The organism is Kitasatospora sp. NPDC059571, assembly GCF_042735675.1.
Taxonomy (GTDB): Bacteria; Actinomycetota; Actinomycetes; order Streptomycetales; family Streptomycetaceae; genus Kitasatospora.
In genome coordinates, this window is the sequence record NZ_JBHWBW010000014.1 from 1 (window position 1) to 18,810 (window position 18,810).

Sequence of the window (18,810 nt, forward strand, 5' to 3'; positions counted from 1 at the left end):
GCACGGGTGTGCTTTCTCCCCGCAGCCCCCCTTGCCGGCTGGGGCGTATTGCGTGCCCCCCCGCGGTCCCCCCCGGCCGGCCGCCGCGAGCAGTTGCGCGAGTTCCGCCTCGCGGCCGGTGAAGTCGGGCAGGTCGTACGGGAGCGAGCAGGGGGCGGCGGCCGGGTCGGGCTCGTCCTCCGCCGGCGCGGCCGGGGCCTCTGGGGCCGCGGACGCGGGCGGCGGGGGCGGCGGCACGGGTGCGGCAAGCTCGGGGCTGTTGCGCAGGATCGCCTGGTAGAGCCGGGTGAGTTCGGCGCCCGGGTCGATGCCGAGTTCCTCGACGAGCAGTTCCCGGACCCGGCCGTACTCCTCCAGGGCCTCCGCCTGCCGGCCGGCCCGGTACAGGGCGAGCATCAGGTGTCCGCGCAGGGTCTCCCGCAGCGGGTGCTGCTGGACGGCCTGGCGCAGGTCGCCGACCAGGTCGGCGCTCTCGCCGCGGGCCAGGCGCAGCGCGGCCAGCTGCTCGGCGGCCGCCAGTCTGCGCTCCTCCAGGGTGGCGGCGGCGGCCTCGATCCCCCCCCCGCCGCCGCCGGACAGCAGCTGGCCGCGCCAGAGGTCCAGACCCGCCCGCAGGTCGGCGATCGCGTCGTCGCCGCGGCCCGCCGCAACGGCCTGGCGGGCGCGGGCCAGACAGCCGCCGAACCGGGTGAGGTCGAGCTGCTCGTCGGCGAGGGCCACCCGGTAGCCGGGGCCGTCGGTGATGATCACGGCCGCGCCGCCGGGGATCCGCTGCCGCAGGTCCGCGACGATCTTGCGGACCTGGTGCGAGGCGGTGGCGGGCGGTTCCTCGTCCCAGGTCGCCTCGACCAGCCGGGCGACCGGGACGACCCGGTTGGCCTCCAGCAGCAGAGTGGCCAGAACCCGCTCCTGCAGCGGACCGCCGAGCCGCAGCCGCCGGCCGTCGGCCCATGCCTCGAGCGAGCCCAGAAGCTTGAAAACCACTCCGTCCGGCGTGGTGATTGTGGACAAATCCCCCCCTTTCTCGTGAAAAGGCTTCCCCCAAAAGGCCTGGTCGGGGCCCATGTCGCCGCCTGTTGAACAGCGGCAACCGAGTGTACGAAACGTTCCCGGAATGGCCAGTACCGGATCGGGAGGTATTCGGGAACAGCCCGCGGGACGGTCACCTGCATCAGAAACCGCCGCGGTGCCGCCCCGGCCCTTGCCGGGAGAGCCCGCCGCGGCCGGCGCCCGCACCCAGGTCGGACCCTCTTCCAGGAAGCGATCCATGCAGACTGCCACCCCGCTCGGACAGGCCGTGATCATCCGGTCCGGCGAGCTGCTCTTCACCACCCTGCCGAACGGCCGGACCGCCGTCGCCACCCCGGTCAGCCCCGAGCTCGGGGCCACCTGGGTCACCCTGCACGTGGCACGGATCGCCCCCGGCGAGTCCTGGAGCCCCGAGGCCACCGAGGCCGAGGAGAACACCGCGGTGGTCTTCGCCGGCTCCGGGACGGCCGAGGTCGGCGGGGAGCGGCGCGAGGTCGTCCGCGCGGACGCCGCGTACGCCCCGACCGGCCGCGCGCTGCGGCTGACCGCCGGCCCGGACGGGCTGACCGCGTACGTGTGGCGGACCCCGCTGCAGGAGGGCCGCACGCCCGGCACCGACCCGGTGCTCTTCTCCTCGCTCTGGGACGAGACCACCCAGCTGCGCGGCTTCGGCGGCACCGGCCAGTTCGTGCCGGAGGGCGCCCGGGCCACCATGAACTTCGTCTTCTGGCCCGGCACCGGCAGCTGCCAGCTCTGCCTGCACTGCGGCATCCAGCAGCCCGGCGAGATGTTCACGCCGCACCTGCACACCGACTCCGACGAGGCGTTCATCAGCTTCGAGGGGATCGGCCAGATGTTCCTGGTCGACCGCTGGATCGACGTCGAGCCGGGCGACGTGCTCTACGCCGCGCCCGGGGTGCTGCACGGCACCCGCAACCCGCACACCGGGCCCACCGCCCGACGCTTCGTCACCTGCGGCGGCCCCACCCCGTTCGACCCCGCCCTGTACGACGCCGCCGGCGTCTCCTCGAAGGTCAGGTAACCGGCATGTGCCGCATCTACGGATCGTTCAACGCCCGCTCCAGCCAGCAGGAGCTGCGCACCGTCGCCGCGCTGCTGCACCACGGCGGCCCGGACGCGCAGACCTTCGCCCTCGACGGCGACTGGGCGCTCGGCAACAACCGCCTCGCCATCATGGACGTCGAGGGCGGTACCCAGCCGTACCGGCTCGACGGCATCACCGTGGTGTTCAACGGCGAGCTGTACAACCACCGCGAGCTGCGCGAGCAGCTGCGCCGCCGCGGGTTCACCTTCCCGGACAACTGCGACGGCAACGTGCTGCCGGCCCTCTACCTCGTCCACGGCGACCGCTTCACCGAGCACCTGGACGGCATGTACTCGGTCGCCGTCCTGGACCAGCGGGCCGAGCCCCGGCTGGTCATCGCCACCGACGGCTCGGGCATGAAGCCGCTCTACTACGCGTGGGACGCGCCGACCGGGAGGTTCCGCTTCGCCTCCGAGCTGCCCGCCCTGCTGGCCTTCGCCGACCTGCCGGTCCGCGAGGACGCGATGGGCCTGGACGCCTACCTGTCGGCGAAGACGCCGTTCGGCGGCCGGACCATGTTCGACGGCATCGAGGTGCTGCCGCCCGCCGCCACCGCCGTGGTCTCCCGGGCCGGCTTCGAGGTGCGCACCCGCCCGCTCGGCCACACCGAGCGCAGCGGCCCGGCGCCGGCCGGCCGGACCTTCCAGGAGGCCGCCGCCGAGCTGCGCGAGCTGCTGCGCGCCGAGGTCCGCCGGCTGCTGGTCGCGGACGTCCCGGTGGCCGCGGTCACCTCCGGCGGCCTGGACTCCAGTCTGGTCACCGCGCTCGCCGCGGAGGCCGAGGCCGACCTGCACACCTTCAACATCGCCTACACCGGCACCTGGCCCTCCGACGAGCGGCACTACGCCGCCGAGGTGGCCCGGGCCGCGGGCACCGTGCACCACCAGGTGGAAATCGACCCGGCCACCTTCCCCGAGCTGCTCTCCGACGTGGTCTGGCACCTCGGCCAGCCGAACGCCGACCCGATCACGCTCTCCACGTTCGCGCTGTTCCGCGCCGTCCGCGACGCGGGCTTCAAGGTGGCGCTCACCGGCGACGCGGCGGACGAGCTGTTCGGCGGGTACGCCCGGATGGAGCAGGCGGTGGCGGCGCCCGGCGGCGCCGGCTGGATCCCGGCCTACCTGGACCACCTGGCGGCCGTGCCGCAGGCCCTGCGCCGGGAGCTCTACACCGACGACTACGCCGCCGCGGTCGCCGCGCACGGCCCGGCGCTGCCGGCCGGCCTGACCGCGATGCTGGAGCACGGCGAGGGCAGCCGCCTCCAGCGGATCTGCGCCGCCGAGCAGGAGTACCGGCTGCCCGCGTACCACCTGCGCCGGGTCGACCACCTGTCGATGGCCAGCTCGGTCGAGGTGCGGCTGCCGTTCTGCCAGCCCAGCGTGGTCCGCTTCGCGGCGGCGCTCACCGACGAGCAGCGGATCACCCCCGAGGGCGTCAAGCGCGTGCTGTACGCGGCCGCCGAGGGCCTGATCCCGGCCAGCGTGCTGAACCGGCCCAAGCAGCCGTTCACGCTGCCGATCACCGCCATGCTGAAGCCCGGTGAGGCCCTGTGGGACCTCGCCCGGGACGCGCTCGGCGCCTCGGTGCTGCGCGCCGACGGCCGGCTCCGCCCGGAGACCGTCGCCGACCTGTTCCGCCGGCAGGCCGAGAGCCCGTCGGACGCCGTCTCGCTGACGATCTGGTCGCTGATGACCCACCAGCTGTGGCGCGGCCACTTCTTCGGCGCCTCCGCCCGGCAGCCGGCGGTGGCCCGATGACCACCCCGCTGCTCACCGCGCCCGTCAGCCACTTCGCCCGGGCCGAGGGCGCGCCCTGCCCGACGCTGGTCCTGGACGGCGCGGCGCTGCCCGACGAGAGCCCGGCGATCCTGGAGCGGCTCACCGCGATCCGCGCCGAGCTGCACCGGGCGGGCGCCGGCCACGTGCTGAAGAACGCCCTGATCAAGCCGTCCGCGCATCCGCTGTTCGACCTGGAGTACCGGTTCGTCCAGTCGCTGCCCGGCGGCCACGGCGAGTTCGACCTGCGCGGCTCCTGCGGCCACTCGATCCTGGCCGCGGTGGACGCGGCCGCCCGCTCCGGCATGATCCCGCCGCTGGAGCCGGGCGACCGGATCCGGGTGCACGTGCTGAACAACGACGACCACGTGGTCTGCGAGGTCACCGAGACCGGACCGGAGCGCACCGGCTTCACCGCGCACTTCCTGTGCAACCCCGCGCTCCCCTACGAGGACCTGCTGATCACCGGCGAGCCGGTGACCGAGGTCGCGGTGGGCTCCCGGACGGTCCCGCTCTCGCTGGTCTCCATGGGCAACCCGTACGCCTTCGTGTCCGCCGCCGACCTCGGGGTGCACACCCGCGAGGAGCTGTTCGCCGACGACCCCGCACTGTTCGACCTGATGGTGCGGATCCGGGTGGCGGTCTGCGAGCGGCTCGGCTGGGACGCCTCCGGGGCGTTCCCGAAGATCGCCGCCCTGCTGCCCGAGCCGGACGGGGCGATGGCCGTCCGCGCCGTCTCGGTGCCGTCCTGGCACCCGACCCTGGCGCTCACCGGCGCCACCTGCCTGGCCGCCGCGATGGGCATCGAGGGCACCGTGCCCTGGTCGCTGCTGCACTCCACCGGCCACGACGGCGGGATGGTCCGGATCGAGACCCCGGGCGGCCCCGTCCGGGCGGTCGCCCGGAGCACCAACCCGGACGGCCGGCCCCGGCTGGCCTGGGTCTCGGTCGGCGGCAAGCAGGTCAGTTACCAGGGGCGGGCCGAGCTGTCCGCCGACCACTTCTCCCCGAAGGAGGCCCCGTGCCTGCCGCTGCCGGCCTGACCGCCCCGCTCCCGACCGAACTGCTGACGCCCGCCGTGCTGGCCGAGCTGGCCGGCTGCGCCGCGGCGGCCGACCGGGACGGCCGGCCCGACCTCGCCGCCACCGCGGTGCTGCGCACCACCGGTGTGCTCGGCCTGGCCGTGCCGCGCGAGTTCGGCGGCGCCGGGGCCGGCCCGGTGGACCTCAACCGCTGCGTCGAGCAGGTCGCCGCGGTCAACGCCTCGGCCGCCATCATGCTCTTCCAGCACTACGCCGTGACCAGCCGGATCGTCGAGAACGGCACCCCGGCCCAGCACGCCGAGATCCTGCCGAAGCTGGCCTCCGGCACCTGGCTGGCGGCCTCCGCCTGGAGCGAGACCGGGGCCGGCGCCGACAAGAAGAACCTGGCCACCACGGGCCGCCGCACCGCCGACGGCTGGGTGCTGGACGGCGCCAAGTCGTTCACCACCAGCGCCGGCGTCGCCGACATCTACCTGGTGCTGGTGCAGACCGGCTCCCCCGAGGCGGCGGGCGGCGACACCGCGTACGGCGCCGCCGGGCAGACGTTCTTCCTGATCCGCTCCGACAACCCGGGCCTGCTGCCCGACACCTCGCTCGCCCTGACCGGCATGCGCGGCTCGGCCACCGGCTTCGTGTCGCTGCACGAGTGCCACGTCACGGACCTCGACCGGCTCGGCCCGCTGGGCACCGCCGCCTCGATCATCGCCAGGGTCCGCGAGAGCGGCGCCACCCTCGGCGCGGTCGCGGTCGGCCTCGCCCAGGCCGCCCTGGACGCCGCCTTCGACCACGCCCGCAAGCGCGGCCTGCTGGAGCTCCAGGCCGTCCGGCACCGCCTGGTCGACCTGTCGACCGAGGTGGAGACCGCCCGGGCGATCGTCGAGCGGGCCGGCCGCCGGGACTCCGAGGACCCCGGCACGACCACGCTGCACTCCAAGCTCTTCGCCTCCACCACCGCCGAGCGGGTGATCGCCGAGGTCGCCCGGCTCCTCAGCTCGGCGGCGTACATCGACGCCAGCCCGGTGAACCGCTACGGCCGCGACGCCCGCGCCGTGGCGCTGATGGGCCCGACCAATGATCTCTGCAGGGAACTGGTGAGCAACGCATGGCACAGCTGAACCCCACCGCCGCCGACCTGGTGGTCGTCAACGGACGCCTGGTGACGCCGGAGGGCGTCCGCGAGGGCACCGTCGTGATCCGCGACGGCCGGATCGACGCCGTGCTGGACCCGGCCGCCGCCGCCCCCGCCGGGCCCCGGCTGGACGCCGCCGGCCGGTACGTCCTGCCGGGCCTGATCGACTCGCACGTCCACTTCCGCACCCCGGGCCTGGAGTACAAGGAGGACTGGGAGCACGGCAGCCGGGCCGCCATCACCGGCGGCGTCACCACCGTGCTCGACATGCCCAACACCCGGCCCTGCTCGCTGGACGCCGACGCGCTGCGCGAGAAGGCCGGCCTGATCGAGGGCCGCTCCTGGGTCGACTACCGCTTCCACATCGGCGCCGACCCGGCCAACCCGGCGGTGCTGGCCGACCTCGACCCGGAGGTCGCCACCTCGGCCAAGGTCTTCATGGCCGGCCACCACACCGCGCCGATCGTCGCCAGCGACCCGGAGCAGCTGCGGGCGATCTTCGAGGCGGCCGCGCTGGGCGGCGTCCAGCTGGTGCTGCACGCCGAGGACCAGCACGTCTTCGACCTGCTGGACACCTGGCAGGGCGAGCCCGGCCGCTACTCCGAGTACGAGCCGCACCGCCCCCGCACCGGCGCGATCGTCGCGGTCGCCCGGGTGGTCGAACTGGTCCGCCGCTACGGCACCTCGGCGCACGTGCTGCACGTGTCCACCGCGGAAGAGGTCGACCTGCTGGTGGCGGCGGCCAACGAGGGCCTGCCGGTCAGCTTCGAGGTCACCGGCCACCACCTGTCCTTCACCGACGCGGACACCTGCCGCCGCGGTCCGCGCACCCGGCTCTCCCCGGCCATCCGCGGCCTGTCGGACCAGGACCGGCTCTGGGAGGCGGTCTTCTCCGGCCAGGCGGCGAGCCTGGGCAGCGACCACGCCCCGCACACCGTCGAGGAGAAGAACCTCCCCGCCGCGGAGGCACCGCCGGGCCTGCCCGGGGTCCAGGAGCTCGCGGTCTGCGTCTGGACCGGCCTGCTCGCCCACCGGCGCACCCCGGACCAGGCCGCCCTCGACCTGGCGCGGCTGATGGGCTCCGGCCCGGCCGACCTGTTCAAGCTGCCCGGCAAGGGCCGCCTCGCCGTCGGCGCCGACGCCGACCTGGCGCTGCTCGACCCGGACGAGCGCTGGCAGATGTCCGGGCAGCACGTGCAGTCCAAGTGCGGCTGGTCCGCGTACGAGGGCTGGATGTTCACCGGCCGGGTCCGCACCACGGTCAAGGGCGGCCGGGTGGTCTGGGACGCGGAGACCGGCTTCGTCGGGACTCCGGCCGGTCGGCTGCTCGGCACCGCGGCCGTGCGGGAGCCGGCGGTGGCCCGATGACCGCCACCCTGCTGGCGCCCGCGCGCTCGGTCGAGCCGGCCGAGTTCCGGGCCGCGATGGCCTCGCTGGCCGCCCCGGTCACCGTGGTGACCTGCTACGACGAGGAGGGTGTCGCGCGCGGGCTGACCGCGAGCGCGGTCGCCTCGCTCTCACTGGACCCGCCGCTGTTCCTGGTCTGCCTGGACCGCCGCTCCAGCACCCACGACGTGCTGGTGTCCGCGCCGTCCTTCGCGGTGCACCTGCTGGGGCCGGGCAACGAGGAGCTCGCCCTGCGGTTCGCCGGCCCGGCGGAGGCCCGGTTCGCCGGCCGCCCCGTCACCGGCGACGCCGCGCCCCTGCTGCCCGAGGCGCCGCTGACCCTGGTCTGCGCCCGCTACGGCGTACGGGACGGCGGCGACCACTCCATCCTGATCGGCCGGGTCACCGGGATCGAGGGCGCGGACCGGCCGTCCGCGACCGGGCTGCTCTGGCACCAGCGCGGGTTCGCCCGCGCGGTGCCCGGCCCGGCCCGCCCCGCGAGCGGCCCCGCGGCCGCCCGCCCCGCACACCCGTCCGCGCCGACCCGGTCCGCCTGAGGAGGGCGCCGCATGCCCGGCACCGTGAGCATCATGCGCGAGGACCTGCGCACGATCATCGAGCGCGACCCGTCCATCGACCGCCGCCGCGAGGCGCTGCTGCACCCGGCGCTGCCAGCGCTGTGGACACACCGGATCGCCCACCGGCTGCACCGCCGGGGCTGGCGGATGACCGCCCGCGTCCTCGCCTACGCCGCCCGGCGCGGCACCGGGGTGGAGATCCACCCGGGCGCCGTGCTCGGCCGGCGGGTCCTGATCGACCACGGCGCCGCCGTGGTGATCGGGGAGACCGCCGTCGTCGGCGACGACGTGACCATGTACCACCAGGTGACGCTGGGCGCGGTCGGCTGGTGGAGCGACAACCGGCGCCCGGCGGGCCAGCGCCGCCACCCGATCGTCGGCCCCGGCGTGGTGCTCGGCACCAACGCGACGGTGCTCGGCCCGGTGGTCGTCGGCGCCCGCGCGGTGATCGGCGCCCAGGCGCTGGTCAACAAGGACGTCCCCGCCGGGGCGCGGGTCTTCGCCCCGACCGCCGTGATCAAGGAGATGGACAGCGCCCCCGCCCTGATGGAGGACCTGTTCGCCACCACCGCCTCGGCCGGGTCATGGTGACCCGCCGCACTCTTCGAGGAGCAGCACCTGTGGACACCGACCGCCGTATCGCCGCCGGCATCGAGGACCTGGTCGGCTCGACCCCGCTGATCCGGCTGGACCTGGACGGCGTCGGCCCGGACGTCGAGATCCTGGCCAAGCTGGAGTCCGCGAACCCGCTGTCCAGCAGCAAGGACCGGGCCGCCCTGGGCATGCTGCGCGGCGCCGAGGCGCGCGGGCAGCTCGTCCCCGGCAGCGGCACCGTGGTCGAGGCGACCTCCGGCAACACCGGCATCTCGCTGGCCGCCCTCGCCGCCTCCCGCGGCTACCGGTGCGTCATCGTGCTGCCGGACAGCGCCACCGCGGAGCGGGTCGCGCTGCTGCGGGCGCTCGGCGCGGAGGTCGTCCAGACCCCGCGCGAGGAGGGCTACCCGGGTGCCATCCGCAAGGCCGAGGAGATCCACGCGGCCACCCCGGGCAGCTGGTTCCCCTGCCAGCACGAGAACCAGGACAACGTGCAGGCCCACTACGAGTCCACCGGCCCGGAGATCTGGGCCGACACGGCCGGCCGGATCGACGTCCTGGTCTGCGGCGTCGGCACCGGCGGCACGCTCACCGGCATCGCCCGCTACCTCAAGGAGCAGGACCCGTCGATCCAGGTGGTGGCGGTGGAGCCGGAGAACTCCCCGGTGCTCTCCCGCGGCACCGGCGGCCTGCACCGCATCCCCGGGCTGAACGGCGGCTTCGTGGCCCCGACCACCGATGTCGCGCTGATCGACCTGGTGGTCACCGTCGCCGACGACGACGCGATGGCCGCGACCCGGTCGCTGGCCCGCCGCTCCGGCATCCTGGCCGGCGTCTCCTCCGGCGCGGTGGCGCACGCCTGCGCCGAACTCGCCGCCAAGCCCGAGTTCGCCGGGAAGACCGTCGTCACCGTCTTCCCCGACACCGGCGAGCGCTACCTCAGCCTCTTCACCGACTGACCGCGCCGGCAATCCCCTTCACCCCTCCGAAGCACCCCCTTCCCGAAAGGACACCCCCATGCCGTTGATCACCGTCGACTGGTGGCAGGGCAACGACCGCGGCCGCCGCGCCGAACTGGTCGCCGAGGTCACCAAGACCGTCTCCCGCGTCGCCGGCTGCCCCGACGAGGCCGTGACCGTCATCGTGCGCGATGTCGACCCCGCCTTCTGGGGCAAGGGCGGCCGCCTGTCCGACACGCTCACCGACTGAGGATCCCGATGCCCCACACCGACCTGGCCCGCCGGATCCACGGCGTCGCCCACCTCACCGGCGCGTTCGTGCTCCGCTCGGGCCGCACCGCGACCGAGTACTTCGACAAGTACCGCTTCGAGTCGGACCCGGTACTGCTGGACGAGATCGCCGCGGCCATGGCCCCGCTCGTCCCGGCCGGCACCGAGGTGCTGGCCGGCCTGGAGATGGGCGGCATCCCGGTGGTCACCGCGCTGGCCCGGCACACCGGACTGCCCTGCGCGTTCGTCCGCAAGCGGGCCAAGGAGTACGGCACCCGCCGGCTGGCCGAGGGCGCCGAGGTGGCCGGCCGCCGGGTGCTGGTGGTCGAGGACGTGGTCACCAGCGGCGGGCAGATCGTGCTGTCCACCGCCGACCTGCGGGCGCTCGGCGCCCGGGTGGACACCGCCCTGTGCGTGATCGACCGGGAGCAGGACGGCAGCGCCGCGCTGGCCGCCGCCGGCATCGCCCTGCGCCCCCTGCTCACCGCCGGCGACCTCGCCGCCGCCGTGGCCGGTTAGTTTCCGCCGTCCGGCGCGATGGGCGACCATGGAGGGCGGTGCGCGCGCCGGTCGCGCCCGCCACGTGACGATCCCATCCGCGGAGGTATGTGTGTCCTGCTTGATCGTCCAGAGCGACAAGACGCTGCTGCTGGAGATCGACCACCCGCAGGCGGCCGAGTGCCGGCGGGCCATCGCCCCGTTTGCCGAACTGGAGCGCGCCCCCGAGCACGTGCACACCTACCGGGTGACCCCGCTCGGCCTGTGGAACGCCCGGGCGGCCGGCCACGACGCCGAGCAGGTGGTCGACGCGCTGGTCACCTACTCCCGCTACCCGGTGCCGCACGCGCTGCTGGTGGACATCGCCGACACCATGGCCCGCTACGGGCGGCTGCAGCTGCAGAAGCACCCGGTGCACGGGCTGGTGCTCAGCACCACCGACCGGCCGGTGCTGGAGGAGGTGCTCCGCTCCAAGAAGATCGTTCCGCTGGTCGGCGCCCGGGTCGACCCGGACACCGTGGTGGTGCACCCCTCGGAGCGCGGCCAGATCAAGCAGGTGCTGCTGAAGCTCGGCTGGCCGGCCGAGGACCACGCCGGGTACGTCGACGGCGAGGCGCACCCCATCGACCTGCGGGAGGACGGCTGGCATCTGCGGCCGTACCAGCAGCAGGCCGTGGAGGGCTTCTGGCACGGCGGCAGCGGCGTGGTGGTGCTCCCCTGCGGCGCGGGCAAGACGCTGGTCGGTGCGGCGGCGATGGCGGAGGCCAAGTCGACCACGCTGATCCTGGTCACCAACACGGTCTCGGCGCGGCAGTGGAAGCACGAGCTGGTGAAGCGCACCTCGCTGACCGAGGACGAGATCGGCGAGTACAGCGGCACCCGCAAGGAGATCCGCCCGGTCACCATCGCGACCTACCAGGTGATGACGACCCGCCGGAAGGGCGTCTACTCGCACCTGGAGCTGTTCGACGCCCGCAACTGGGGACTGGTGGTCTACGACGAGGTGCACCTGCTGCCGGCGCCGGTGTTCAAGTTCACCGCCGACCTGCAGGCCCGCCGCCGGCTCGGGCTGACCGCGACGCTGGTGCGCGAGGACGGCCGCGAGGGCGACGTGTTCTCGCTGATCGGCCCCAAGCGCTTCGACGCGCCGTGGAAGGAGATCGAGGCGCAGGGCTACATCGCGCCCGCGGACTGCGTGGAGGTGCGGGTGACGCTCTCCGACTCGGAGCGCCTCGCGTACGCGACCGCCGAGCCGGAGGAGCGGTACCGCTTCTGCTCCACCACGGCGACCAAGCGGCGGGTGGTGGAGGCGCTGGTCCGCAAGCACGAGAAGGACCAGACCCTGATCATCGGTCAGTACATCGACCAGCTGGACGAGTTGGGCGAGGTGCTCGGCGCCCCGGTGATCAAGGGCGAGACGACCAACGCCCAGCGCGAGAAGCTCTTCGACGCGTTCCGGAACAAGGAGATCTCCGTGCTGGTGGTCTCCAAGGTGGCGAACTTCTCGATCGACCTGCCGGAGGCCACGGTGGCCATCCAGGTGTCGGGCACCTTCGGCTCGCGCCAGGAGGAGGCGCAGCGGCTCGGCCGGGTGCTGCGGCCCAAGGCGGACGGCCACATGGCGCACTTCTACTCGGTCGTCGCCCGGGACACCGTGGACCAGGACTTCGCGGCCCACCGGCAGCGCTTCCTGGCCGAGCAGGGGTACGCGTACCGGATCATCGACGCGGACGACGTGTAGCGGGTCGGGCGGCGGTTCAGACCCCGTCGCGGCCGAGGAGGACCACGCGGGCGGCGGTGTCGATCATGATCCCGAGGTTGCGGACGGCCTTCGCCAGCGGGTTCCGGCGGCGGACGTAGGCAGGGCTGCTGCCATGGGGGCGGATGGTGGTGTCGGTGCTGCTCATACCTCCACGGTAGGAAACCCGGCCCGCTGATCACATCACCCCGAAGGCCCTGATCAGCGGGCCCTTGGTCGTCCTTTCGGCGTAGCGGTCCCTTACGGAAAGGATTCGCGCCGCGTCGGGGTCGGGTCTAAAATCTTCGGTCTGCCCCCTCCCGAACCGTGGTGCCCCGTCGTCGGCAGCCGTGGGAGGTCCGGCCGGTCGGCAACCGGTCGGTGTCCTCACCGTGAGCTACGACGAGTCCGCTGACCCGCACCGACGGGCAGCCGGGAAGGTTCGCTGTGCACTCCCCCACCCCCGACACCGCCCGGGCCGAGGCCTCCGCGGCCGGCGCCGACCCGCTGCAGCGCGAGCGGGACCACCTGGCCTCCTCGCGGGCCGCCCTGCGCGCCATGCGCGAGGAGGTCCAGTCGCTCGACCTGCGCGACGTGACCGGCACCTGGGTCTCCGCCGCCGTCCTGCGCAACCAGATCGAGCAGCGCGTGATCGCGCTCGCCGACCTCGCCCACACCCCGCTGTTCTTCGGCCGGCTGGACTACCTGCACCCGGTGGGCACCGACCTGGCCGCACCGCCCGCGGACGCCCCGGCGCAGGGGGCGGGCGCGGGGGAGCGGTTCTACATCGGCCGGCGCCACGTGCACGACGCGGTGGGCGACCCGATGGTGATCGACTGGCGTGCGCCGGTCGCCCAGCCGTTCTACCGGGCCAGCCGCAAGGACCCGCTGGACGTCGAGCGGCGCCGCCGGTTCGGCTACACCGGCGGCGAGCTGACCGCGTACGAGGACGAGAACCTGACCGACCCGGACGAGGGCGACACCCGCTCGGCGCTGCTGGCGGCGGAGATCGAGAAGCCGCGCGTCGGCCCGATGCGCGACATCGTCGCCACCATCCAGCCCGAGCAGGACGAGATCGTCCGCGCCGACGTCGGGGGCACGGTCTGCGTCCAGGGGGCGCCCGGCACCGGGAAGACCGCGGTCGGCCTGCACCGCGTCGCCTACCTGCTGTACGCGCACCGCGAGCGGCTGGCCCGTACGGGCACCCTGGTGATCGGCCCGAACAGCTCGTTCCTGCAGTACATCGAGCAGGTCCTGCCGGCCCTCGGCGAGCTGGACGTGGCCCAGGCGACCGTCCAGCAGCTGGTCGCGCACGTGGAGGTGCGCGGCACGGACGACCCGCGGGCCGCGCTGGTGAAGGGCGACGCCCGGATGGCCGAGGTGCTGCGCCGGGCGGTGCAGTCCGGCATCCGGCTGCCCGAGGAGCCCTGCGTGGTCGTCCGGGGCTCGCGCCGCTGGCGGGTGCCGGCCTGGGAGCTGTCCGAGATCATCGAGGAGCTGCGGGGCAGGGACATCCGCTACGGCGCCGCCCGCGAGGCGCTGCCGCAGCGGATCGCGCACGCGGTGCTGGTGAAGATGGAGCAGGGCGGCGAGGCGCCGGACGACCGGGTGCAGGACGCGGTCGCCCGGAACGCCGCGGTCAAGGCGGTGGTCAAGGAGTGCTGGCCGGCCGTGGACCCGGTCAAGCTGGTGCACCGGCTGCTCGCCGACCCGGAGTTCCTGGCCGCCTGCGCGGACGGCGTGCTCACCGCGGACGAGCAGCAGGCGCTGCGGTGGGCGAAGCCGGCCCGCTCGCCGCGGACCGCGGCCTGGTCGGCGGCGGACGCGGTGCTGGTGGACGAGGCCGCCGACCTGGTGCAGCGGACCCCGTCGCTGGGGCACGTGGTGCTGGACGAGGCGCAGGACCTCTCCCCGATGCAGTACCGGGCGGTCGGCCGGCGCTGCACCACCGGCTCGGCGACCGTGCTGGGCGACCTCGCCCAGGGCACCACGCCGTGGGCGACCGGCAGCTGGCCGGAGGCGCTGCACCACCTCGGCAAGCCGGTCGCGCACGTCGAGGAGCTCACCCAGGGCTTCCGGGTGCCGCTGGAGGTCATCGCGTACGCCTCGCGGCTGCTGCCGGCCATCGCGCCGGGGCTGGCGCCGGCCACGTCGGTGCGTGACACGCCGGGCGCGCTGGCGGTCCGCCGGGTGTCCGGGGACTTGGCGGCGGAGGTGGTCGAGGCCTGCCGGGCGGCGCTCGACTCCGAGGGGTCGACCGGGCTGATCGCCGCCGACGCCCGGATCCCGGAGCTCGCGCGGGCGCTGGAGGCGGCGGGGCTGCCGTTCCTCGACCCCGGTGCCGAGACGACCGCCGACGCCCGGCTGACCCTGGTGCCGGCCTCGCTCGCCAAGGGCCTGGAGTACGACTACGTGGTCCTCGACGAGCCCGCCGCGGTGGTGGCCGGCGAGCCCGACGAGCGGACGGGGCTGCGCCGGCTGTACGTGGCGCTGACCCGTGCGGTCTCCGGGCTGACGGTGCTGCACACCGAGCCGCTGCCGGAGCAGCTGACCGGGGCGTAGCGCCGCCCGGGTGCGGCGGCGCCGGCCGTGGCCGCGCCGGGGTCAGCCGTCGACCAGGGCCCGCCAGGCGGCGACCTTGGCGGTGTCCACCGGGGTCGCCCAGCCGTCGGCGCGGGCCGCGCCGCCGATGTGGAACCCGTCGAACCCGGCCGCCCGCAGCCCGGGCACGTGCTCGGCCCGCAGGCCGCCGCCGACCAGGATCCGCTGCCGGTAGCCGGGCTCGCCGGCCTTGGCGAGCTCGCCCTCCAGCACCCCCTGGCCGGCGTCGACGCCGGCCGGGGCGCCGGAGGTGAGGAAGGTGTCCAGCCCGGGCAGCTCGGCGACGGCGGCGCGCACGGCGGCCCGGTCGGCGCTGTGGTCGATCGCCCGGTGGAAGGTCCAGCGGCAGCCCGCCACGGCCTCGGCGAGCGCGGCGGTGGCGCCGAGGTCGACCGCGCCGGCCTGGTCGAGGAAGCCCAGGACGAACTCCTCGGCCCCCTCGGCGCGCAGGGCGGCGGCGCGGGCCAGGAGGGTGTCGAGGTCGCCCGGGGTGAAGCCGTCGCGGATGCGGAGCATCACCCGCAGCGGCAGGGCGACGGCCGCCCGGATGGCGGCGAAGTCGGCCACCGAGGGGGTCAGCCCGTCGGCGGCCATGTCGGTGACCAGTTCCAGCCGGTCGGCGCCGCCGGACTCGGCGGCCCGGGCGTCCTGGGCGGTCAGCGCGATGACTTCGAGGATTGGTCTAGACATATCGCTTACCTTGCCACACGCCCCCGCCGCGCGGCGAGCCCCCTCCCGGCCCGGTTTCCGGGGCCGTCGCCCGGCCCGCCGGGCCCGGGGGCAGAATGGGCGTCATGACCGCCGCGCTGCTGGACCGTTGGAACGACCTGCTGCGCCGGTGCGGCGCCACCGCCGACCCGGAGCCGTACGGCCGCGACCTGCTGGGGCGCTGGGCCGAGCCGCAGCGCCGCTACCACACCACCGAGCACCTGGCGGCGGTGCTCGGGCACGTGGACGCGCTGGCCGACGGTGCCGCCGATCCGGACGCCGTCCGACTGGCGGCCTGGTTCCACGACGCGGTCTACCGCCCGGACCGCTCGGAGAACGAGGAGCGCAGCGCCCGGCTCGCCGAGCGGGCGCTGACCGAGGCCGGACTCGGCGCCGGCCTGGTCGCCGAGGTCGCCCGGCTGGTGCGGCTCACGGTCACCCACCACCCCGCGCCGGGGGACGCCGACGGCGAGGTGCTGTGCGACGCCGACCTGGCCGTCCTGGGCTCCGCGCCGGAACAGTACGCCGCCTATGCGGCCGCGGTCCGCGAGGAGTACGCCTTCGTGCCGGAGGAGGCCTTCCGCAGCGGCCGGGCGGCGATCCTGCGGCAGCTGCTGGCCCTGCCCGCGCTCTACCGCACCCCGGCGGCCCGGGAGCGGTTCGACACCGCGGCGCGCGCCAACCTGGCCGCCGAGCTCAGCCGTCTCGAAGGCTAGCCTTCCGTCGCCGCAGCCCGGCGGCGGTCAGCCGGGCGACCAGTTCCCGGCTGTCGACCGGCCGGGCGCCCAGCGCGAGCGCCCGCTCGTACCAGTGCGCCGGGATGTCGTAGTGGTCGCGCTCGAACCCCCGGGCGGGCGCGCCGAGCTCCGCCGCGAAGGCGTGCAGCTCCTCGTAGCTGACGTCGCTGACCAGGTGCGACCAGAGCTTCCCGTGGCCGGGCCAGGTCGGCGGGTCGATCAGGATCACCGCAGCTCCCCGACGGCGGCGACCACCGTGCCCTCCTTGCCGCACACCCAGTGCGGCTCGGGCCCGAGCTCCGGCTCCACGCTCAGCGCGTGCGGATCGCCCTCGGCCGCGCACGCCTCGCAGAGCGGCCACCGGCCGTACCCCTCCAGCAGCGCGTCCTGGACGTCCTGCGCGACCAGGCCCAGGACGTAGTCGGTGCCCTCCGGCCACTGCTCCAGCCACCACCGCCGGTGCGTCACGGCGTCCTCCACCAGGGACACCACCGCGGCGTCGGCGACGTCGCGCGCGGTCAGGTCGGCAAGGATCAGCGCCCGGGCGCTGTGCAGGGCGGCTTCGATGTCTCCAGTGGCCATCCGCCCATTCTCCCGCAGCTCACCCGTCGGCCGGGAACCGACCGCCGGCGACGGAACGCCGCGAGGGCGGCCTCCCCGTGTGGGGAGACCGCCCTCGCAGAGCGTCAGGAGCTTGCCGATCCTCGGGAGGATCAGAAGTCCATGTCACCGCCCGGCATGCCGCCGCCGGCGGCCGCGGAGGCCTTCTCCGGCTTGTCGGCGATGACGGCCTCGGTGGTGAGGAAGAGCGCCGCGATGGAGGCGGCGTTCTGCAGCGCGGAGCGGGTGACCTTGGCCGGGTCGATGATGCCCGCGGCGATGAGGTCGACGTACTCGTTGCTGGCGGCGTTCAGGCCGTGGCCGGCGGGGAGGTTGCGCACCTTCTCCACCACGACACCGCCCTCGAGGCCGGCGTTGGTCGCGATCTGCTTGATCGGGGCCTCGAGCGCAACCTTGACGATGTTGGCGCCGGTGGCCTCGTCGCCGTCCAGCTCCAGCTTCTCGAAGGCGACCGCGGCCTGCAGCAGCGCGACGCCACCACCGGCGACGATGCCCTCCTCGACGGCGGCCTTCGCGTTGCGGACGGCGTCCTCGATGCGGTGCTTGCGCTCCTTGAGCTCGACCTCGGTGGCCGCGCCGGCCTTGATGACGGCCACGCCGCCGGCCAGCTTGGCGAGGCGCTCCTGGAGCTTCTCGCGGTCGTAGTCCGAGTCGCTGTTCTCGATCTCGGCGCGGATCTGGTTCACCCGGCCGGCGACCTGGTCGCTGTCGCCGCCACCGTCGACGATGGTGGTCTCGTCCTTGGTGATGACCACCTTGCGGGCGGTGCCCAGCAGGTCGAGGCCCGCGTTCTCCAGCTTGAGGCCGACCTCCTCGGAGATGACGGTGCCACCGGTGAGGATGGCGATGTCGCCGAGCATGGCCTTGCGGCGGTCGCCGAAGCCCGGGGCCTTGACGGCAACGGACTTGAAGGTGCCGCGGATCTTGTTCACGACCAGGGTCGACAGGGCCTCGCCCTCGACGTCCTCGGCGATGATGACGAGCGGCTTGCCGCTCTGCATGACCTTCTCCAGCAGCGGGAGGAGGTCCTTCACCGAGGAGATCTTGGAGTTGGCGATGAGGATGTAGGGGTCCTCGAACGAGGTCTCCATCCGCTCCAGGTCGGTGGCGAAGTAGGCGGAGATGTAGCCCTTGTCGAAGCGCATGCCCTCGGTGAGCTCGAGCTCCAGGCCGAAGGTGTTGCTCTCCTCGACGGTGATGACGCCTTCCTTGCCGACCTTGTCCATGGCCTCGGCGATGAGCTCGCCGATCTGGGTGTCGGCGGCGGAGATCGAGGCGGTGGAGGCGATCTGCTCCTTGGTCTCGACGTCCTTGGCCTGGGCCAGGAGCTGGTCGGAGACGGCGGCGACGGCCTTCTCGATGCCGCGCTTCAGGGCCATCGGGTTGGCGCCGGCGGCGACGTTGCGCAGACCCTCGCGGACGAGCGCCTGGGCGAGCACGGTGGCGGTGGTGGTGCCGTCACCCGCGACGTCGTCGGTCTTCTTGGCGACCTCCTTGACGAGCTCCGCGCCGATCTTCTCGTACGGGTCCTCGAGCTCGATCTCCTTGGCGATGGAGACGCCGTCGTTGGTGATCGTGGGGGCGCCCCACTTCTTCTCCAGAACGACGTTGCGACCCTTGGGGCCGAGCGTGACCTTCACTGCGTCGGCAAGCTGGTTCATGCCGCGCTCAAGGCCGCGGCGAGCTTCCTCATCAAAGGCGATGATCTTGGCCATCAGAAGTGGTCCTCCGGGACACGGTCGACTGCTCGGACCAGAGGTGCCCGCGACGGACGGCCCTGGGAGCGGGGGTCCTGTCCCCTACCGCTCGCGGGGGCCTCACCGACCCGGTCCGCTTGTCACTCTCAAGCTGTGAGTGCTAACGCCAATGATTAGCACTCTGGGTGGGCGAGTGCAAGCCCGTTGGCCGTGTCCGGGCCCCGTGTCCCGCGGTCCGCGAACGCCGGCGGGGGCGCGGGCACGGGGGGGGGTCGGGGCGGGCGCGGGTAGAAAAGGCCCCCCCCCGCGCGTAGCCGGGCGCCCGCGGGGGGTGAGGGCGCC

General features: G+C 74.3%; 19 protein-coding genes. 13 read left to right on the forward strand and 6 right to left on the reverse strand.

Annotation, left to right across the window (positions count from 1 at the left end; all coding sequences use genetic code 11):
* A partial coding sequence (locus ACFV0G_RS03715) for a BTAD domain-containing putative transcriptional regulator (protein ID WP_380541018.1) occupies window positions 1-984 on the reverse strand: 984 nt, incomplete at its 3' end.
* Between the two features lie 283 nt (window positions 985-1,267).
* Here ACFV0G_RS03715 and ACFV0G_RS03720 point away from each other — a divergent pair.
* The 11 genes from ACFV0G_RS03720 (at window position 1,268) to ACFV0G_RS03770 (ending at window position 12,107) form a co-directional block, all read left to right on the forward strand.
* The gene (locus ACFV0G_RS03720; protein ID WP_380541021.1) at window positions 1,268-2,071 is read left to right on the forward strand and encodes a cupin domain-containing protein; all 804 of its coding nucleotides are present in this window, start codon (window positions 1,268-1,270) and stop codon (window positions 2,069-2,071) included.
* Between the two features lie 5 nt (window positions 2,072-2,076).
* Window positions 2,077-3,891 (forward strand): asparagine synthase (glutamine-hydrolyzing), encoded by a 1,815-nt coding sequence (asnB, locus tag ACFV0G_RS03725; RefSeq protein WP_380541024.1) that lies wholly within the window; start codon window positions 2,077-2,079, stop codon window positions 3,889-3,891.
* Window positions 3,888-4,952 (forward strand): PrpF domain-containing protein, encoded by a 1,065-nt coding sequence (locus tag ACFV0G_RS03730; RefSeq protein ID WP_380541027.1) that lies wholly within the window; start codon window positions 3,888-3,890, stop codon window positions 4,950-4,952. Before asnB ends, ACFV0G_RS03730 begins: the two co-directional genes overlap by 4 nt.
* A complete protein-coding gene (locus ACFV0G_RS03735) occupies window positions 4,931-6,067 on the forward strand; it encodes an acyl-CoA dehydrogenase family protein (protein WP_380541030.1) in 1,137 nt (378 codons plus the stop codon). Before ACFV0G_RS03730 ends, ACFV0G_RS03735 begins: the two co-directional genes overlap by 22 nt.
* Window positions 6,055-7,449 carry a dihydroorotase family protein gene (locus ACFV0G_RS03740; RefSeq protein ID WP_380541033.1) on the forward strand — a complete coding sequence of 465 codons (1,395 nt, stop codon included), beginning with the start codon at window positions 6,055-6,057 and terminating at the stop codon, window positions 7,447-7,449. Before ACFV0G_RS03735 ends, ACFV0G_RS03740 begins: the two co-directional genes overlap by 13 nt.
* On the forward strand, window positions 7,446-8,024 hold the full coding sequence (locus ACFV0G_RS03745; protein ID WP_380541036.1) for a flavin reductase family protein: 579 nt from the start codon (window positions 7,446-7,448) through the stop codon (window positions 8,022-8,024). Before ACFV0G_RS03740 ends, ACFV0G_RS03745 begins: the two co-directional genes overlap by 4 nt.
* A 12-nt stretch (window positions 8,025-8,036) precedes the next feature.
* The gene (epsC, locus tag ACFV0G_RS03750; RefSeq protein ID WP_380541039.1) at window positions 8,037-8,636 is read left to right on the forward strand and encodes a serine O-acetyltransferase EpsC; all 600 of its coding nucleotides are present in this window, start codon (window positions 8,037-8,039) and stop codon (window positions 8,634-8,636) included.
* The gene (locus ACFV0G_RS03755; protein ID WP_380541042.1) at window positions 8,630-9,598 is read left to right on the forward strand and encodes a PLP-dependent cysteine synthase family protein; all 969 of its coding nucleotides are present in this window, start codon (window positions 8,630-8,632) and stop codon (window positions 9,596-9,598) included. The genes epsC and ACFV0G_RS03755 overlap by 7 nt, the downstream gene beginning before the upstream one ends.
* 58 nt (window positions 9,599-9,656) lie before the next feature.
* Window positions 9,657-9,848, forward strand: coding sequence for a 4-oxalocrotonate tautomerase family protein (locus ACFV0G_RS03760; protein WP_380541045.1), 192 nt, complete (start codon window positions 9,657-9,659; stop codon window positions 9,846-9,848).
* A gap of 8 nt (window positions 9,849-9,856) precedes the next feature.
* Window positions 9,857-10,387, forward strand: a complete 531-nt coding sequence (gene pyrE, locus ACFV0G_RS03765) for an orotate phosphoribosyltransferase (RefSeq protein ID WP_380541048.1) — start codon at window positions 9,857-9,859, stop codon at window positions 10,385-10,387.
* Between the two features lie 91 nt (window positions 10,388-10,478).
* A complete protein-coding gene (locus ACFV0G_RS03770) occupies window positions 10,479-12,107 on the forward strand; it encodes a DNA repair helicase XPB (protein WP_380541051.1) in 1,629 nt (542 codons plus the stop codon).
* A 16-nt stretch (window positions 12,108-12,123) separates the two neighbouring features.
* Here ACFV0G_RS03770 and ACFV0G_RS03775 read toward each other — a convergent pair whose 3' ends face one another.
* Complete coding sequence (locus ACFV0G_RS03775) at window positions 12,124-12,273, reverse strand: hypothetical protein (RefSeq protein WP_380541054.1); 150 nt, start codon at window positions 12,271-12,273, stop codon at window positions 12,124-12,126.
* A gap of 278 nt (window positions 12,274-12,551) precedes the next feature.
* On the opposite strand from ACFV0G_RS03775, the gene ACFV0G_RS03780 reads away from it, so the two are divergent.
* On the forward strand, window positions 12,552-14,666 hold the full coding sequence (locus ACFV0G_RS03780) for a HelD family protein (RefSeq protein WP_380541057.1): 2,115 nt from the start codon (window positions 12,552-12,554) through the stop codon (window positions 14,664-14,666).
* Between the two features lie 42 nt (window positions 14,667-14,708).
* Here ACFV0G_RS03780 and ACFV0G_RS03785 read toward each other — a convergent pair whose 3' ends face one another.
* Entirely contained in the window at window positions 14,709-15,395 is a 687-nt protein-coding gene (locus ACFV0G_RS03785) for a copper homeostasis protein CutC (RefSeq protein WP_380541060.1), read from the reverse strand.
* 95 nt (window positions 15,396-15,490) lie between these two features.
* On the opposite strand from ACFV0G_RS03785, the gene ACFV0G_RS03790 reads away from it, so the two are divergent.
* Window positions 15,491-16,129, forward strand: coding sequence for a hypothetical protein (locus ACFV0G_RS03790; protein ID WP_380541063.1), 639 nt, complete (start codon window positions 15,491-15,493; stop codon window positions 16,127-16,129).
* Here the strand turns inward: ACFV0G_RS03790 and ACFV0G_RS03795 are convergent.
* The 3 genes from ACFV0G_RS03795 to groL all read right to left on the reverse strand — a co-directional run bounded on the left by ACFV0G_RS03795 (window position 16,110) and on the right by groL (window position 18,486).
* Window positions 16,110-16,379 (reverse strand): DUF4031 domain-containing protein, encoded by a 270-nt coding sequence (locus tag ACFV0G_RS03795; protein WP_380541066.1) that lies wholly within the window; start codon window positions 16,377-16,379, stop codon window positions 16,110-16,112. The two genes, ACFV0G_RS03790 and ACFV0G_RS03795, sit on opposite strands and share 20 nt — an antisense overlap.
* Window positions 16,376-16,732, reverse strand: a complete 357-nt coding sequence (locus ACFV0G_RS03800; RefSeq protein WP_380541069.1) for a hypothetical protein — start codon at window positions 16,730-16,732, stop codon at window positions 16,376-16,378. Before ACFV0G_RS03800 ends, ACFV0G_RS03795 begins: the two co-directional genes overlap by 4 nt.
* Before the next feature lie 131 nt (window positions 16,733-16,863).
* A complete protein-coding gene (gene groL / locus ACFV0G_RS03805; RefSeq protein WP_380541072.1) occupies window positions 16,864-18,486 on the reverse strand; it encodes a chaperonin GroEL in 1,623 nt (540 codons plus the stop codon).
* Between the last annotated feature and the right edge of the window lie 324 nt (window positions 18,487-18,810).

Bases quoted from the DNA above. Each gene is read 5' to 3' on its own strand.
- groL (WP_380541072.1), bottom strand. From the start codon at position 18,486: ATGGCCAAGATCATCGCCTTTGATGAGGAAGCTCGCCGCGGCCTTGAG.
- asnB (WP_380541024.1), top strand. From the start codon at position 2,077: ATGTGCCGCATCTACGGATCGTTCAACGCCCGCTCCAGCCAGCAGGAG.
- pyrE (WP_380541048.1), top strand. From the start codon at position 9,857: ATGCCCCACACCGACCTGGCCCGCCGGATCCACGGCGTCGCCCACCTC.
- ACFV0G_RS03720 (WP_380541021.1), top strand. From the start codon at position 1,268: ATGCAGACTGCCACCCCGCTCGGACAGGCCGTGATCATCCGGTCCGGC.
- ACFV0G_RS03790 (WP_380541063.1), top strand. From the start codon at position 15,491: ATGGGCGTCATGACCGCCGCGCTGCTGGACCGTTGGAACGACCTGCTG.
- ACFV0G_RS03755 (WP_380541042.1), top strand. From the start codon at position 8,630: ATGGTGACCCGCCGCACTCTTCGAGGAGCAGCACCTGTGGACACCGAC.
- ACFV0G_RS03745 (WP_380541036.1), top strand. From the start codon at position 7,446: ATGACCGCCACCCTGCTGGCGCCCGCGCGCTCGGTCGAGCCGGCCGAG.
- ACFV0G_RS03800 (WP_380541069.1), bottom strand. From the start codon at position 16,732: ATGGCCACTGGAGACATCGAAGCCGCCCTGCACAGCGCCCGGGCGCTG.
- ACFV0G_RS03785 (WP_380541060.1), bottom strand. From the start codon at position 15,395: ATGTCTAGACCAATCCTCGAAGTCATCGCGCTGACCGCCCAGGACGCC.
- epsC (WP_380541039.1), top strand. From the start codon at position 8,037: ATGCCCGGCACCGTGAGCATCATGCGCGAGGACCTGCGCACGATCATC.
- ACFV0G_RS03760 (WP_380541045.1), top strand. From the start codon at position 9,657: ATGCCGTTGATCACCGTCGACTGGTGGCAGGGCAACGACCGCGGCCGC.
- ACFV0G_RS03730 (WP_380541027.1), top strand. From the start codon at position 3,888: ATGACCACCCCGCTGCTCACCGCGCCCGTCAGCCACTTCGCCCGGGCC.
- ACFV0G_RS03775 (WP_380541054.1), bottom strand. From the start codon at position 12,273: ATGAGCAGCACCGACACCACCATCCGCCCCCATGGCAGCAGCCCTGCC.
- ACFV0G_RS03740 (WP_380541033.1), top strand. From the start codon at position 6,055: ATGGCACAGCTGAACCCCACCGCCGCCGACCTGGTGGTCGTCAACGGA.